This is a genomic window from Pseudoalteromonas sp. A757 (genome assembly GCF_004103285.1).
GTDB classification, from domain to species: domain Bacteria; phylum Pseudomonadota; class Gammaproteobacteria; order Enterobacterales; family Alteromonadaceae; genus Pseudoalteromonas; species Pseudoalteromonas galatheae.
On sequence record NZ_QNQN01000074.1, the window covers coordinates 267346 to 284016 of the forward strand.

Sequence of the window (16671 nt, forward strand, 5' to 3'; positions counted from 1 at the left end):
ATGGCTAAGAAGAAAAAAAATAAATTATCGTCAATCTGGTTTTGGACTAAACACCTATCACTAGGTGTGTTACTCATTTGGGCTGCCTACTATTTCCTTTTTGGTGCTTCTAAAGATATGAACTTTAGGGAGACCACCAATGTTGCAGCGCAAGGCCTGTCGCAATTTTACGAAAGCTTTAGAAACAGCATGAGCAATCGTGATACTGATCGTGAAAAGTACGTTATCACACTCGGGAAACCGACCTATCCTCTTGATGATGCACTGGCGCAAAGGGCACTTGCTGTTAAACCATCTAATCCTAAATGGACCGGTGAAAAGCAACCAAGACGCTTTGATACAGGCGACACCTTAAAAGATGTGCTTACCAAGCAAGCCAAAGAAGAAGGTGTGGAACTATTTTGGTATCTAGAGCGTGATTACGTGGTGAAATATAATTTCCGTCTTGATACTGACTTTATTACGGCTCTTTACCAAGTTGGAACGGCGATAAACGACGACTTTGAATTTCAAGTCTATACTTTTTTCTGTCCGCGAGAGCGCGCCGCGGTTATCACCGAAAACCCACCAATCTATGTACGTGAAAACTGCCGTAAGCTAGCGGGTTAAGCCAGTACCCGCTGCCAAATTTGAACGACTTGTTGAGCGTGTTGGTCAAATGCTTCACGCTCCACAACTCTACCTAATTGATTTAAGCTATTAAAATGGTATTGATCTCTAAACAAACAATATGCAGAGATTAAATGCTTCATTTCATCACCATCAATCACTTCAACTTCACCCGCTTGCTCCAAAATACGAATATTATCTGGATAAGAACAAAGTGCTGGATACTGACTGCTATATCGTAAAACAATGTACTGACTGATAAATTCAATATCCGTCATGCCGCCAATTCCCTGCTTTAAGTCAAAGTGACTGTCACTATCTTGGTTAAGGTGGGCTCGCATTTTTTCACGCATATTGCGAACATCTTCCGCTAATTTAGGCACGTCTCGCTGCTGCATTAGTATTGCATGACGTATTTCCTCAAATCGTGCGGCCATTTTCGACTCACCTAACACCATACGAGCTCTCACTAGCGCCTGATGCTCCCAAGTCCAAGCTTGCTCTAACTGGTATTGGTAAAAGCTTTCTAGATTGATAGCAAGTAAGCCCGAATTTCCTTCAGGGCGAAGTCGAGTGTCTAATTCGTAAAGCATGCCAGAGAGCGTTTTGGTATTGAACAAATGCATTAAGCGCTGCGCTAGCTTCATATAAAACTGTCTTGACGAGATAGGTTTATCACCTTGAGTTTGACTTTCGCCGTCACGATTATGCACAAACACTAGGTCTAGATCTGAGTTATAGCCAAGCTCATACCCTCCAGCCTTACCATAGGCGATTACAGCAAAGCCTTTTTCTTCTATTGTTGCACCTTCAGGTGCACCAAAACGCGCCACCATATGCCCCCAAGCAATATCAACGGCCTTTGCAATAATCGCCTCAGCAAGCGCAGTTAGATGATCGCTCACCTTCATAATATCCAACACGCCTGTGGCATCTGCAGCTGCAACTTTTAGCTGATGCGTTTGTTTAAATTGTCGCAGCGCTTCCATCTGAAGCTCAACATCTTGTTCATCTATACGCAAAAATGCTTGCTGGATCTCATTTTTATAGGCCGTTAATGGCAAAGGTTTATAAAGAGTTTGCGGATCAATAAGTTCATCAAGGAGAATTGGATATTTAGCTATATGCTCAGCAATCCACGCGCTATGACAACAAAGCTTGATAAGTTGAGTCAACGCACCGTGATTTTCATACAGTAGCTCCAAATAGGCTGTACGAGACGCCACTTTATTGATCACACTGAGCACGCGAGCGAGCGCAGGCTCCATGTTTTGTTTACTGAGCTCTCGTAATAAAGCAGGCATTAACTTATCGAGAATATCGCGACCACGAGTGCCCGCCTGCTTTTTACTTAGCCCTTGCTTAAACTCCATCAAGTCAGTTTGCCATGTATCAAAACACGGTGCAGCTCGGCACTGGCCCAGCTGCGCGATTTCTCCCGTTTGCCACGCATAAACCGCGCTATCGTCTTCATCTAATTCTTCTTCAGGCGGTTCACCAATGACTTGACTAAACTCAGCTCGAATATGCTGCGTCACAACCTTTAGCATTTGCTCTACTTCAGCGTAATCGTTACATTGCAATAAGTGGCTCAGGCGCAGACAGTCTATGTTGTTATCGGGTAAAGTTTGCGTTTGTTTGTCGTCAAATGCTTGAAGGTATTGCTCAACTTTACGCAGCACTAAATAGTTCTCATGCAGACGATTTTTGACCTCGACAGGGACAATCTCAAGCGCTTCAAGCTCTTCTAATGCTTGTAACAAAGAAGGGGTTTGTAATGGCGTTTCGCGACCGCCGCGTATCAGTTGCAAAGCCTGCACGATAAACTCTACTTCTCGAATGCCACCCGCGCCCAGTTTAATGTTATTTGTTAAGCCTTTGCGTCTCACTTCTTGGGCAATCATGTTTTTCATCTTTCGCAGTGAATCTATCACAGAAAAGTCGATATAGCGGCGATAGACGAACGGCCGAATTAGGTCGTAAAACTCCTGCCAATACGGCGATGGCTCGCCAATTGGCCGCGCCTTTAACATCGCATAGCGCTCCCATTCGCGACCTTGATCTTGGTAATAATCTTCCATTGCTGCATAACTCATCACCAAAGGACCACTGTCTCCAAATGGTCTTAAACGCATATCGACTCTGAATACCTGACCATCAATCGTGACTTGATTTAGCGCCGAAATAAGTTTTTGTGCCACTCGAGTGTAAAAAACTTGCGCCTCAACACTACGCCGACCACCGGATGTATCGACGCTTCTTGGATAGGCAAAGATCAAATCAATATCAGAGGAAAAATTCAGCTCCTTACCGCCAAGCTTCCCCATGCCTAATACCGTCATGGGTATCGGGCTACCATCTTCATCTTTTGGTGAGCCTGATGATTGCGCTTCTACGCTTAAGTATGCCCATTGATAAGCATTTGAAATCAAGGTATCGGACAGCTGCGAGACGTAGCGGATACTGTCATCAATCTCATTGCCTGCGACCAAATCCAGCCACATCACTTTAAGCCAATACTTTAATCGATAGTGACGCAGTTGTTGCCAAGCTTGCTTTTCTTCAATCAATGGCGCGGAAAAGTCAAACACATCAGGACAATCGCGCATTTGCATCTGTGTATCATCAAGCAGCCAAGCTCCCCACTCAGGAAATCGTGCAAGTGTACGCTCGGCAAAATCACTTAGCGCCAGCAACCGTGCCAGTTTGGGCTCCATCGGCGCGTCACCATAAATCATTTGGTACCGCTCTTGCGCAAGCGTATTTAGCGCTGCTTGAACAAACAATTCCGACATAAAAAACTCCCCGGTAGACTGGCTCTCTTTGTGAGCAGTGTTATAGTAACTCTATCTAAAACACAACCTTACACCGAGTATGAGTTACTTGTCTTTAAACAATATCAACTTTTTAGCGATTTTGATTTGCTTTGCCATTGTCTGCGGTTTAACGATATCGCTACGCTTAATGATCCAACGTAGCGCCAATCATCTACTTGATGATGAGCTCGCACAACGTGACAACTTTGCACTTGGGATCAGCTATGCCAGTCAAGTGACGATGCTGTGTATTTGTGTTGCTTACTTATTTAATGATTTAGGCGTGGTGAGAGCACAAACACACCCTCTGCAAGTTGCCTTGCATATTGGGTTGATCATTGCCTTTGTATACTTTGGCCAATGGATCCATCGCAAATGGATTTTGTACCAGTTTGACGAAGAAGAAGCGATTTTAAAACAGAATATCTGCGCTGCTATGGTGGACTCAGGCATGTTACTCGGTAATACCATTTTGGTACTCGGCTTATATCATTGGGTGCATCCGAAAGGCTGGAGTGATTTATTAGTCGTGGCCCTCGGCTTTATGCTATTGCAACTGCTTTTCGCGTTAGATAGTAAAATCAGAGAAAGTCGTTTTGCCAAGCTTAATCAAGGCGCTTCATTGCAGCAAAATTTTAATCTCAGAAACACTTCTATCGGCATTCGTTATGCGGGTAAATCTATCGGTCTCTCCTTAGCCATGTATGCGGGACTGCACAGCGCTCCCTACCACGGAGCAAAAGTGGTAGAAAACTTGTTTTCAGTTGTCATGCATTGCGGTGTAATGTGGCTTTTCCTTTACATCGGCAGTTACGTGTTACTGCACTTATCCTTACCTAAGGTCAATATTGGTCTAGAGGTAGACCACCAAGATAACGTTGGCATAGCGTGCTTGGAGTTTGCGGTTTTCTGCTCCATAGGCTATTTACTTATTAACTTGTTTTCGGTGTAACGCAATACTGCATGAATGTTTTAAGTGATGGATTTTTACTGGTCGATAGTAATTGGGATTTTAGCCAAGAACTCGTCGAACATTTGCAAAATGTGCGCGCTAACCATGCCAGCAACATAGTTATCGCAGGTGACAATACTAAGCAAATGCTCAAGATGATGTTTAAAGAACAAATAAAAGACTATTGCTATTGCGACTTTAGCAATGAAATCAGCGTTTCTGAACTTGCGAGCTATTTGCATCGTCACCATAACATTCATGCCGTGCTGCTCTATTCTCTTGACTACCATTTAGCCACCGAGGAGCAGCGCTTCATTTTTGATTCCCTTCATCCACTCCGGTTTTTAATTGAACAATCTTTGCAAGGTTTTCAAGTTACTAAACTACATTCACAAGCGACTATCAATCACTTATCCTGCCATCCTGATACCGCAGGCCTGCCCGACCCTGACTTGATGCTTGCCAAGCTCACCGGGTTACTATGTGGTAAAGCTAAAGTGCTGGGATAATAGAGCCTATAGACTAACCGCGCACAAGCGCTTACCATTGCCACAAAACAGCAACTGAATAATCGAATTATGCGTATTCCACACATTTATCACAACTCACCTTTGGCCATTGGTGTGCCAGTTACTTTAGATGACGACGCTGCTGGGCACATAGGCCGAGTACTTAGAATGACAACCAAAGATAAAGTCAGCCTGTTCAACGGACAAGGCGGCGAATACCTATGTCAATTAAGTGAAGTTGGGAAAAAGAAAGTCGTTGCTGTGCCTGAGTCATTTGAAGACAAAAATGTAGAATCTCCACTTGCCATACACCTTGGACAAGGGATCTCTCGCGGCGATAAAATGGACTTCACTATTCAAAAGTCGGTAGAGCTGGGTGTGAGCGAAATTACTCCTTTGTTTACCACACGCTGTGGCGTTAAATTAAGTGGTGAGCGTCTAGTAAAAAAACACCAGCAATGGCAAAAGATTGCAATTGCCGCAGCCGAGCAATCCGGGCGCAATACCATCACCATAATTCACCCGCCGATGGAGTTGTCTGAGTGGCTTGCACAGCAAAGCGACGAGCTAAAAATTACGCTACATCCTCGTGCAGAACATTCAATAAAAACACTGCCGTATACTCAGTCTGGGATCCGCTTTTTAGTAGGACCAGAAGGCGGTTTTACCGATGAAGAGCTAGACGCCACTGCTCAACAGCGGTTTGTTGATGTCCGTTTAGGCCCACGTGTACTTCGTACAGAAACCGCAGCGCTAACGGTACTGAGCGCACTACAGCTGCAATTTGGCGATTTAGCACTTTAAATACACCGAGCAACCCCCATATCATGGGTAAACTCAGCAAGCGCAATGGGAGCGTCTATGACGATTAAATTAGGGATCATTTCCGATCCAATCAGTGGCTTTAACATTAAAAAAGACACCGGGTTTGCCATGATGCTGGCGGCACAGCAGCGCGGCTATGAATTGTATTACATGGAAATGAATGACCTTTTCTTGTACCAAGGCGTTGCCAAAGCGACCGCAGCAAAAGCGCAGGTATTTGACGATACTTCCCATTGGTATGAACTAGCTGAGAAACAAGAAATCGATTTAGGCGACCTTGACGTTATTTTAATGCGTAAAGATCCGCCTTTTGATACCGAATATATTTACGCCACTTATATTCTTGAGCGCGCCGAACTTGCGGGTTCGCTGGTGGTAAATAAACCACAAAGCCTGCGCGACGCCAATGAAAAGCTATTTACAGCGTGGTTTAGCGAACATACTCCAGATACTTTGGTTACACGTAATCAATCACAAATTCGCGAGTTTTTAGCTAAACATGGCGATATCATTCTCAAGCCTTTAGATGGGATGGGCGGCGCGTCTATTTTTAGAGTAAAACAAGATGACGCAAATATTGGTGTGATCTGCGAAACGCTTACCGAGCATGGTTCTCGCTATGCTATGGCGCAAAACTATATTCCAGCCATTAAAGACGGTGATAAGCGCGTGTTAGTGGTAGACGGTGAAGTGATGCCATACTGCTTAGCTCGCATTCCACAAGGCGGTGAAACTCGTGGTAATCTCGCGGCAGGCGGCCGTGGTGAAGCAAGACCTATTAGCGAATCGGACCGGAAAATTGCCGAAGCCATTGCCCCAACGTTAAAGGCAAAGGGTCTGATATTCGTTGGCCTAGATATCATTGGCGATAAGCTCACCGAGATCAACGTCACCGCACCAACTTGTGTGAAAGAAATTGAAGCAGCATATGACATTTCAATTATGGATAAGTTTTATGATGCGATCGAGCGAAAACTCGACCATACTAAAAACTAACCATTAAGGGGGTCTGGTTATGAAATCACTCGCTAATCACTTTTTAGTGGCAATGCCCAGCATGGACGACCCTTTTTTCAATCATACGGTAACCTATCTTTGTGAACACAGCGAAGATGGCGCGATGGGGTTGGTGGTAAACCACCCTATCGATATCACCGTGGGCGAATTGCTTGATCAAATTGATATAGATAATGATAAGTCTAGTCATGCGGCTAAGGTAAATATCTACGCTGGCGGGCCGGTTCACACCGATAGAGGCTTTGTATTACACACGCCAAAGTTTGGTTACGCCTCAAGCCAAGAACTTAGCTCTGAAATTATGATCACCACTTCCAAAGACGTCTTAGCCTCTTTAACATCGGCACACTCTCCTGAAGGGTTTATCATTACCTTGGGATATGCAGGCTGGGTTAGCGGCCAACTTGAGGAAGAACTCAAAGACAACACTTGGTTGGTTGTCGAGGCTGACCCCGAAATCATATTTAATACACCACCCGAAAAACGTTGGGAAAAAGCAGTGCAAATGCTTGGTATCGACGTTGCACAATTAAGCTCACAAGCAGGCCATGCTTAACTAGCCTGCCATTTTGAGCTTAGGTTAATAAACGAAGTATTCATGGAAAACAAAAAAGAAAAAGTACCAAAAGGTAAACGTAGCGTCATCGGTTTTGACTTTGGCACTAAAAGTATCGGCTTGGCCATCGGCCAAGAAATCACCGCAACCGCATCAAGTTTGGGTGCCGTTAAGGCAAACGATGGCATCCCAAATTGGGATGACATTGCGGTATTTATTAACGAATGGCAACCTGATTTATTAGTAGTTGGCTTACCACTGAATATGGATGGTACTAATCAAGATTTAACATTCAGGGCAAAAAAGTTTGCCAACCGCCTGCATAACCACTTCCGGTTGCCGGTAGAAACGCAAGACGAGCGCTTGACGACAGCAGACGCCAGGGCACGCTTATTTGAACAAGGTGGCTATAAGAACCTTGCAAAAGGTAAGGTAGATGGCATGTCTGCTTGTATCATTCTTGAAAGCTACTTTGAAGCAATGTGGGAGTGATATCTCTGAGCGAATGCTAAAAGCTTTGTTTTTGGCGCTAGAGTCCCCCACCTTACACATGACTCAGCGCGCACGATAAGTATATAAATAATAAAAATTTAATAGAGTCCGGTAGCAAATCTGAATATATTTATAACTTGTGTCAATGTTGCATTTTTCGTAAAATGCGTAAACAAAATGTCTATCGTAAACGGAAGTTAGTATGAATAAAAGTAAGAAACGACCGGTCTTTATTAGTCTTCATAAAGTGAAAGTGCCGATCACGGCTTATGTGTCTTTTGCACATAGGGTAACAGGTGTACTATTTTTTCTTTCTTTCCCTCTTGTGCTATACGCTTTCTATCTGAGCTTAGCTTCAGAAGCGGGTTTTAATACCGTTGTATCAGCGCTTGACCACTGGTTTGTTAAGCTGATCACCTTAGGAGTTTTCACTGCCTTTATCTACCATGTTTTTGCTGGTATCAAGCACATGATCAACGATATGGGCTATGGTGAAGAACTTGATTCAGCGAAGAAGATGTCTTACGTCGTGTTATTCGCCACTGCAGTGGCTGTAATTGGCATGGCTTATAAGCTTTTTGGCTAGTTTTAATTGCCTCGCCAACTCGGCGAGGCGATTTCACTATAAAGACGCTAAAATTGATAAGTCAAAATGTGTATCTGGATGAAAGTCAGCTTCATAGAAGCGCTCAATTAATTGCATAAAATAGGGGATCACCCCTTGTTGCCCTACCATAAAATCAGACTCTCGAAGCCAAACTTTTAGTGCTTTGGCGCTTTTACCATCACTACTTGCCATTGTGTGCATGGTTTTTTCCAAAAAGCGTGCAAATTTTAGATAAACCTCACTCATCACTTGATTTAAAAATGCCTTATCTTTATACGTAGTCATATACAGATCATAGGCAACCGAGCGGTGATCAATTTCTTCTAAGGCATGCCATTTCCAAAATTCTGCGACTGATGGTGCACAAATATCTAGCCAATCATGGGTCAGCAAAGCTTCACTCGCCACAGCGGTCAAATGCTCTAAACACACCGTTAAGGCTAAGCAATATTGGTCACTATTATTGTTTGCTACATAAGCGCTATTAAATAAAAATGGCGCTTCTAAGCGGGCCAGCGAGTAGCCGTTTTCCCTACAACATGTTTTGTTATAAATGCTGTGATACTTGCTGTGCACCGCTTCTTGCATCATGAAGATACGCACTGCACTTTTAGTCTCTGGATCTTCAATACTAGATAGGCTTTTTTTTAAGCTATCAATGAAAAACTTTTCACCACTCGGTAAAGCGATAGAAAACGCATTAATCAGAATAAACTTAAAATATGCCTCTCCGTCATAGTCATGAATAAAGCAACCATCAAAATCAAACGGTGGCGCACTGAATTTACTCGCGACTTTTTCAACCTCTGTAGAAAGATACATAGAAAGGTTCCCTATTCAAAAATTGTAATTCTGTATTGGGAGACTTAGTCAATATCAATGGGTTTTCATTGATATCGTAAAAACACAATACTGCCGTCCCCCCTAAAACTGATATCAATCAGAAGTTGGTGACTCAATATAGAATTGTGTTGCCCACTTTCTAAATTGTCGGATTGGACCATCAACTCTACTTATTGGCGGGTTTACTAGATATTTTTTTCGCTCCCAAATATCAAAATCTTTAGCCAATTCAGCCGCAAGTTTTGGGATTAAAAAGCTAAGCATTTGCGAGTCGCGATTTTCTTTACCGGTTTTTTGAATCGAAACCGCCAAACGAATACAAATAGAGTGTTCATCTATTGGGGTAGAATGTAGAAAGGTTCTCGCAGACGGAAATTTGTTCGCTGATAGTGCATGAACTTGCTGCAATCCTAAGCCAAATAAACGGACGCGTGTAACAGAGTCAACATCGCCAGTTTGAGTAGAAATTTGGCTTATCGACTGCCAAGTAGCGACCGCACCATCATATTCAACCGACTCGATTTCACCGACCTTATTTGCCCCGTGTACCACGCTGAAATGTGCAATATCTACCCCATTTTCAGCAATTTCTTGCACATGGGTATTCAATATCCAAATACACTCTTCATGCAACACAGGCTCAGTCCACCCCGTTAAGTCAACCGGCTCAATATCCCAACTTGGCTGGCGCTTTTTGTCTCGCTCCGGTGACCACCAAACCATCACCATTCCGTTGACAATTTTACTGGGAAAAGTACCAATCTTAACTTTTATGGGTTTTTGCATTTCAGGGACATCATCACAGCTGCCGGAGCAATCAAACCTCCAGCCATGAAAAGGACAGCGAATAGACTCTCCTTGTACAATGCCTCCAAAGCCCAAGTGTGCACCGAGATGGGGGCAAAAAGCATTGACGACGTTAATCTCACCGCTTTGTGCACGATAAACAACGACTTCTTCACCACACACTCTCGTTGCCTCTACGCCCTTAACCGGGATATCAGCCGCCATTGCCACGGCATACCACCCTTCAGGATAAGGAGAAAAAGGATAACGCTGATTGTTCAGTATATTCCTTGAAGAGTATTCGAGCGCTTCTTTACCTACTAACATATCTCTATCTCTCAGTTTTATTTAGATATTTCATACGTTTGATAGCGACCATCTATCATTTGACAAGCAACAAGGAAGTGCTTTTCTGGCTGCTTATTTAATAACACAACGGCAAGTGCAAACTGGAAGCTCAATGACGCCTCTGCAAGATACCCAAAGCGCTTAGTTAAATTTATAATCTTGGTACCATCTCCTTCAGTGATTGAGTCAAGATTGCCTTCAACATCCGTAGTAAGCTCTGTGGTAACTAAACAACTTACGTACTGCGGCTCATTGATTTTTTCAAGCAAAGCGGCTTCATCATCATAAGATCCTACAAGTGAGACCTTAGCTACTGCGATATCACGATGAGCCTCACTAGTCGAGATCAATGCACTGGCAGAAGCTTTCGCAAACTTTCGACCTTCAGCAAGCGAGTTTACCGAATGCTCGATTGCTTCAGCGATGATCTCTCGACTTCCATTGCTGACACCACCAACGAGTGAAATTGGCGACTCAGTCGCAGTCAACGTGTGTTCAATTGCATGCTTAAAAGCTTGAGAAGCACCGCTTTGCTCACCGATAAAGGTCAAACTTTCGCCGCAAATGTTGAATAGTATAGAAATGTTCGCTGAGTATAGGTTTGCAAGTTCCATTAGCAACTGAGTCGGTCTTAACCTTGCTATTTCGGCGTTAACCGTCGACACATCTTGTGTCCAAGCATGTTTAGTGCGCTCGTCAACCTTTACATCACGCTCACCAATTGAGCAAACCGTATATATGTTTGCATTTTCAAGTACCTCTGGTTTCGTTGAAAATGGTGAAGTATTAATGGCCTCACCAGATGCCGCGACCAATAAGCATTGGCTTTCCGACATATTATTCAAATCACGCTTTTTTTTAATATAATTTGAATATTGGATCTGCTCTAGCCCAATTAATCTATCGTTATCTATATTAATATCTGAAAATGTATTAAATATTTCATTTTCTAAAGATGCTCCAACACCTAAGATATACGCATTATAAATCATGTCCTTTCCATCCTGCTTGCAATGCTATATTTTTTATATGTGATCGCATTTGTTCATTAGCAAAGCGTTGTAGTTTTAACATCAGTTCCGAGTCGGCAACCACAGCTCCCGTTGCATCATAGATTTTAGCTTTACAAATAAGATAACCGTCTCCATGGTGTGCTATTTTGCTTTTAATGGTTAGCACTTGATTAGGCGTCACAAAGCTTCTGAACTTGGCAGAGCGAACAGTCGCTAAATAAGCCATCTCTTCAAAATTTTTGCTTAGCATGTGAATATAGCCACCTGCTTGCGCCATCATTTCGATAAGGATCACGCCAGGAATAATCGGGTTTCCAGGAAAGTGCCCTTCAAAGATCGGCGCCCTTTCGGGCACCTCACTTTCGCAGACGATCGCATCCAAGCTGTTATGCTCAATAATCCGATCAATAAGCTGGTTATACTCTATGTTCATGCAGGAACAGCCCCTTGCTCTTCAACCAGCTCTAGTACACTTTCAACAAAGTTACTAAGGCGGAATACGCTATCTTCAGCATTTGGAGCTTGCTCACTTGCACGGTTCATCCACTCTTCTGAAGGAATGGAAATTCCAAACTCACTTTCGATGTCAAAGATAACATTCAAAAAGTCGACACTATCTAGTCCCAAATCCGCATTTAAAATGTGATGCGGCTCTATTTTTTCAATATTTAGATCTTCCAGGTCACATTGCTCTAAAATAAGTGCTGTGATTTTTTCGTAAGCTTCGTCATAAGAGATTGAGTTGCTCATTTTGCTATCCTTTGTTTTTTATTTGAAAATATTGGGGTTAATAATTTTTTAGAGCGATAAATCGTGAATATCGTCTATTAATTGTGAAATCGGCTTATTATTAAATAGCCACTCCATCGGGATCTCTAATCCAGACTCTTTTTTGGCACGAAGAATGAACTTCATAGCCAAAACAGAATTGCCACCTGATTCACTGAAGCTTTTATTCAAGTCAGCGTCATTAATCTTTAGCGTGTCGACAAATAACGTTGTTAAGTTCCCACGATCTACTGACATGTGCTTTATCCTAGTTCTTCTTCAAAAGTGACGTAGTTTGCAACGCAGCTCATTTTCTCGCATGTTTCGACAAACTCTCGCTCTGGCCTTGAGTTCTTAACAATCCCAGCACCAGCTTGCAGCCAAGAGCTGCCGTTATGATTGAATATAGAGCGCAACACTAAAGCGGCATCAAGACAACCATCTTGTTTCACCATAAACACGGAGCCACTGTACAATTTGCGTGGTTCAGGCTCAGTGACGCGGATAAAATCAACCGAATTTAACTTGTCTATTCCTGATGCGGTCACGGCAGGAAACAGCTTAATGAATGCATCCCATTTATTTTTGTCTTCACTCAGCTCGCCAACTACCATAGACGCTAAATGCTGAACGGTGCCGCGCTCGACCACATGCATAAACTGATCAACAATCACGCTTTCTTTGTCACACACTGCTTCCAGCTCTTCAACGGATAGGCGCACTGACATCGCGTGCTCTGCAATTTCTTTTGGGTCACTCAAAAGATCTTGTTTCAGCATCCATGTTTCTTCTGCATTGTTACCCAGCGCTCTCGTACCAGCTAACGGTTGGGTATAAACTTTTCTGTTTACATCAACCTTAACCACCAGCTCAGGGCTGTATCCCGCTGCTGAGCAACCATCGATGTCGAACATAAATGAACGTACAGGGGTGTTATTTAGACGACCATTTACAAATGTATTTATCATGTCGACTTTATTGGCAAGACGAACACGTCGCGAGAGGATCACTTTTTCAAATGCGCCTTGCTTAATCTTCTCAATCGCAAGCTGTACGCTGTCTTTGTACTCCTGCTCATGGCGATGTAAGTCTTCCAGCTCAATTCCTAATTTAACTGGTAGCGTCGGCTCACTGATATGTTCAGCGACATTCTCTAGTTGTACTAACCATTCATCCACCTCAGTCTGAGCGAGACCATCGACCAGCTTCACCTCAATATGCTTGTCTCTTTCCAATGTGAGTACCACTTGTGGAACTACAATACGCAGTAGTTCACTTGGCTCATCAAGTCGTTGAACCGAAATACCGTGTGTTAAATAGGCAAGCTCAAAGTTAGCGAATCCAAAACAAATTGGATCTTTAACACCGCATTGCTCCAATGCCGCTTCAATACCTGTAGACAACCCTTGGTACGAAACCGGCTGTAATGCCCCTTGTTTACCTGCGAGCAATTGACCATTTGCATCAAGTGACACTTCGTAGACACAACCTAAGCCAACTTGCCAAGTGCCATTGTCTTCATAAATAAAAAGCTCTTTTTGCTGCAGGCCACTTTTTCGGATCCCTTTTATCCACTGTGAAGCGTCTATGCCACCAGCTATTTCGTATTGTAAATATCCTTTATTCACGCTCTATTCCTCGTAGAGTTTGATGAGTTGATGCTTGTCCGTTTTACCTATGGGAGTAAGCGGTAATTGATTAATTAGTTTTATTTCATCCGGCAGTTTGTAGGCAGGAAGATTGTGTTCATGTAACCGAGCACGTACTTTACTTTCGTCGAGCTCTGACTGCTTCACGACAAATAACACGGTTTTTTCGCCTTGTTCAGTACAAGGCACAGCAACTAAACAACTGTGAATTATCTTATTCCCTTCAAGGAGCACATCTTCCACATCAGCTGGTGAAAATTTCTCGCCAAAACGATTGATCTGCTCTTTTGCTCTTCCCATAATTTGAATACAGCCATCCGCTCTTCTTTTTGCGAGATCTCCTGTGATAAACCAACCGTCAGCAGTAAAGTCTTTGTGATTTGCTTGCTCATTAAAGAGGTAGCCATGAATGGTGTAAGGGCCTTTAGTGATCAGTTCACCTACTTCACCAGGTAATACATCTTGCAAGCTAGAAGATACGATGCGAACCTTATCCTCTGGGCTGGCTGGAGAGCCTTGCGAGTGAATAATTTGCTCTAACGAATCACCTTTCTTAGAACAGCAAAGCAAACCTTCAGACATGCCAAACACTTGTTGTAATTCACACTGCAATTCATCAATTACACTTTTGGCTTTATCTGGAGCAAAATACGCCCCCCCAACTTGAATTTGACGTAATGAAGAAAACTCACTAACCGCTAGCTTTTTAGATTCAACAAACATATCCGCTAGCGAAGGCACTAACGCGGTATGTGTGATTGAGTTGCTTTCTACAATCGTAATAAGGGACAAAATATTATTGGCATCTCCCAAATACGCAGCTCCCCCATTAGCAAGCACCCCCAACACACCAGGACATCCTAGGGCAAAATTGTGCGCTACAGGAAGCGCAGCCAGATACCTTACGGTTTCGTCTAAGTGGCAGTGGGCAGACATCATTTCAATGTTATAGATATAGTCACTATGCGTTCGTGGTATTAATTTAGAACGACCAGTAGTCCCACCCGATAGAAGAATAAAAGCGACTTCCTCGGGCTCACTGTATTCGCAGCACCTGAGTATCTCTTCAAAGCATTGCTCAGGTTGAGGCAACAAAGTATGAACGGCTGTTTTCGTTAGCGGTTTCGCCGGCATGCAGTCAAGAAATATGTTTTGGATCTGCTCCGACTTATCAAGCCAATCAAGAATAAGTTGTTCTGTAGGCTCATCCGCATAATGACCTATGTAAGCAACAGAACTCGAGTCTTGGATCACCCCACTGACTTCATTTACACTGTGCGCAGGCAACGCCAAAACAGGAATAGCGCCAATACGTATTAATGCAAAAAAGCTGATGAAAAACTCCACCCGGTTACGTAACCTTATGGTGACCCGCGCATCTTTTGAAATACCCAACGCGGCAAAATAGCCGGCATTTGCTGTTATCTTTGATGCTAATTGCGCATAGGTGACACGATGAGCTTCATCTTGTAATGCAAGACGATCGCCGTGCAATGCACAAGACTCCAGCAACCAATCACATAGCGTTTTTCTCTTCCAGTTACTAAGCTCTGCTCGTTGTTTTAAAGCGCTTGAGGAAATTGGCGGATACATTAGCCGAGCTCCTTAAGTTCTTGATTAAAGTTACGGCTAAACTCAGCAAGTTCAGATTCAAATAACGATACTCTAAAGCGTATTTCATCAGCTTGATTACGGCTTGGTAGTATTGAAATAAACCGCATATATTCTTCATTCGGTGTGTCAAAACTCACCGGTCCTCCCGCACCAAAATCAAACATGTCATAGCTGATATGCATGAGGTTATTACACATAATCGCGGGTTCGTAGATGGCGTCAAAAACGGGTCGTATCGCAAACTGTTTATAGTTTTTGTTCGTAATGTGCTTATCAAGCCAAGCAAACTCTTGCTCTATCCTTTGCGCATGCTCCACCATTGAAAATACGGATGTACGTATTTTTTTGGCGATATCAATGGAGGTTATAGAACGAAGCTCAGTGCTCGTTAACTCTGTTTTTGGATAGTAAAGGTGGTTGCCAAGCGGTTTATCAATGTCGGTAAATTGTCGAATGTCATATACCGTATATAAGCTAGTCACCTCTGAATTTGGTGTACGGCTTAACATTGCATGATGCGCACTTTTCCACGCCAGAGCATATAAATAATCAGAAAGTGGGACGCCATGCGGTGTAATATAAGTCAGCAAGTTGTCTAGCGTTTTACCGCCAAAAGTAAATTCAGCGGTGGCGATCGCACTCTCACCTTGTCTTGCATCTGATGCAAGTGAAACTTGGCGAATGCTATCGTGGTACTCGCCTTGGTGTTCATCATTATTCGGTAGCGGATCCTTTGCTTGATAACAACCGACTACCTCTTCGCGATAGGCTGCAACAACAGCCGCAAGAAAATCAAAAAAGGCCCCGCCATCCGCAATCGCATGCCATACGCTCAGACCTAATACGGTGTGATCATCATAATTTGTCTGCTTTACGGCAAACAAAGGGACCTTTAAACTTGTTGCTGAAAACTTATGCTTTCTGCGTTTTGAGTTGTCAGGCAAATACATCTGCCAATCTTGCTCTGTTATGCCTCCCTCATCAGCAAAACGTTTATCTACTCGTTGAAAGCTGAAGCTGATCCCTTTAAAACAATCGATATACACATTTTGATCTTGCTCTACCCCACTGACCTTACGGCCAGAAAAATATGGATAGCGTTCAACAGCCTGCGACAAGGCACTAAACAACTTTGCGTCATCCAAAGGGTAGTCGTATTCAAGCACATAATCCGTCCACGTATCGAGTAGCAGATCAACCCCGCCTAGTGCACAAGGTGGTGGTGGAGATACTGGCGAAATTAGTTTTTCATATTGCATGTTATGTC

At 43.3% G+C, this 16671-nt stretch carries 18 protein-coding genes; 8 read left to right on the top strand and 10 right to left on the bottom strand.

Annotated elements, in window-relative coordinates:
- A complete protein-coding gene (locus DRB05_RS20755) occupies nt 1-609 on the top strand; it encodes a TcpQ domain-containing protein (protein WP_128728608.1) in 609 nt (202 codons plus the stop codon).
- On the opposite strand, the gene glnE is transcribed toward DRB05_RS20755, so the two are convergent.
- Nucleotides 606-3404 (bottom strand): bifunctional [glutamate--ammonia ligase]-adenylyl-L-tyrosine phosphorylase/[glutamate--ammonia-ligase] adenylyltransferase, encoded by a 2799-nt coding sequence (gene glnE, locus DRB05_RS20760; protein WP_128728609.1) that lies wholly within the window; start codon nt 3402-3404, stop codon nt 606-608. The genes DRB05_RS20755 and glnE overlap by 4 nt on opposite strands.
- Before the next feature lie 79 nt (nt 3405-3483).
- Here glnE and DRB05_RS20765 point away from each other — a divergent pair, with 79 nt between their 5' ends.
- From DRB05_RS20765 to sdhC, 7 genes are all read left to right on the top strand, one after another.
- A complete protein-coding gene (locus tag DRB05_RS20765; protein WP_128728610.1) occupies nt 3484-4377 on the top strand; it encodes a hypothetical protein in 894 nt (297 codons plus the stop codon).
- 11 nt (nt 4378-4388) lie between these two features.
- Nucleotides 4389-4886, top strand: coding sequence for a hypothetical protein (locus DRB05_RS20770; protein ID WP_128728611.1), 498 nt, complete (start codon nt 4389-4391; stop codon nt 4884-4886).
- Between the two features lie 69 nt (nt 4887-4955).
- A complete protein-coding gene (gene rsmE / locus DRB05_RS20775; RefSeq protein ID WP_128728612.1) occupies nt 4956-5690 on the top strand; it encodes a 16S rRNA (uracil(1498)-N(3))-methyltransferase in 735 nt (244 codons plus the stop codon).
- Between the two features lie 57 nt (nt 5691-5747).
- Nucleotides 5748-6707, top strand: a complete 960-nt coding sequence (gshB, locus tag DRB05_RS20780; protein WP_010379037.1) for a glutathione synthase — start codon at nt 5748-5750, stop codon at nt 6705-6707.
- Nucleotides 6708-6726: 19 nt separating this feature from the next.
- Complete coding sequence (locus DRB05_RS20785; RefSeq protein ID WP_128728613.1) at nt 6727-7284, top strand: YqgE/AlgH family protein; 558 nt, start codon at nt 6727-6729, stop codon at nt 7282-7284.
- Nucleotides 7285-7326: 42 nt separating this feature from the next.
- A complete protein-coding gene (gene ruvX, locus DRB05_RS20790) occupies nt 7327-7776 on the top strand; it encodes a Holliday junction resolvase RuvX (RefSeq protein WP_017217006.1) in 450 nt (149 codons plus the stop codon).
- Nucleotides 7777-7978: 202 nt separating this feature from the next.
- On the top strand, nt 7979-8362 hold the full coding sequence (gene sdhC, locus DRB05_RS20795; protein ID WP_128728614.1) for a succinate dehydrogenase, cytochrome b556 subunit: 384 nt from the start codon (nt 7979-7981) through the stop codon (nt 8360-8362).
- Nucleotides 8363-8398: 36 nt separating this feature from the next.
- On the opposite strand, the gene DRB05_RS20800 is transcribed toward sdhC, so the two are convergent.
- The 9 genes from DRB05_RS20800 to DRB05_RS20840 all read right to left on the bottom strand — a co-directional run bounded on the left by DRB05_RS20800 (nt 8399) and on the right by DRB05_RS20840 (nt 16663).
- A complete protein-coding gene (locus DRB05_RS20800; RefSeq protein WP_128728615.1) occupies nt 8399-9205 on the bottom strand; it encodes a metal-dependent hydrolase in 807 nt (268 codons plus the stop codon).
- Nucleotides 9206-9319: 114 nt separating this feature from the next.
- Nucleotides 9320-10339, bottom strand: coding sequence for a Rieske 2Fe-2S domain-containing protein (locus DRB05_RS20805; protein WP_128728616.1), 1020 nt, complete (start codon nt 10337-10339; stop codon nt 9320-9322).
- Between the two features lie 17 nt (nt 10340-10356).
- The gene (locus DRB05_RS20810) at nt 10357-11352 is read right to left on the bottom strand and encodes a beta-ketoacyl synthase N-terminal-like domain-containing protein (protein WP_128728617.1); all 996 of its coding nucleotides are present in this window, start codon (nt 11350-11352) and stop codon (nt 10357-10359) included.
- Nucleotides 11342-11806, bottom strand: a complete 465-nt coding sequence (locus tag DRB05_RS20815) for a 3-hydroxyacyl-ACP dehydratase FabZ family protein (RefSeq protein ID WP_128728618.1) — start codon at nt 11804-11806, stop codon at nt 11342-11344. Before DRB05_RS20815 ends, DRB05_RS20810 begins: the two co-directional genes overlap by 11 nt.
- On the bottom strand, nt 11803-12123 hold the full coding sequence (locus DRB05_RS20820) for a phosphopantetheine-binding protein (protein WP_128728619.1): 321 nt from the start codon (nt 12121-12123) through the stop codon (nt 11803-11805). Before DRB05_RS20820 ends, DRB05_RS20815 begins: the two co-directional genes overlap by 4 nt.
- Nucleotides 12124-12171: 48 nt before the next feature.
- Nucleotides 12172-12399 carry an acyl carrier protein gene (locus DRB05_RS20825; protein ID WP_128728620.1) on the bottom strand — a complete coding sequence of 76 codons (228 nt, stop codon included), beginning with the start codon at nt 12397-12399 and terminating at the stop codon, nt 12172-12174.
- 5 nt (nt 12400-12404) lie between these two features.
- The gene (locus DRB05_RS20830) at nt 12405-13769 is read right to left on the bottom strand and encodes a salicylate synthase (protein WP_128728621.1); all 1365 of its coding nucleotides are present in this window, start codon (nt 13767-13769) and stop codon (nt 12405-12407) included.
- A gap of 3 nt (nt 13770-13772) precedes the next feature.
- On the bottom strand, nt 13773-15383 hold the full coding sequence (locus tag DRB05_RS20835) for an AMP-binding protein (protein WP_128728622.1): 1611 nt from the start codon (nt 15381-15383) through the stop codon (nt 13773-13775).
- Nucleotides 15383-16663 (bottom strand): acyltransferase, encoded by a 1281-nt coding sequence (locus DRB05_RS20840; protein WP_128728623.1) that lies wholly within the window; start codon nt 16661-16663, stop codon nt 15383-15385. Before DRB05_RS20840 ends, DRB05_RS20835 begins: the two co-directional genes overlap by 1 nt.
- Between the last annotated feature and the right edge of the window lie 8 nt (nt 16664-16671).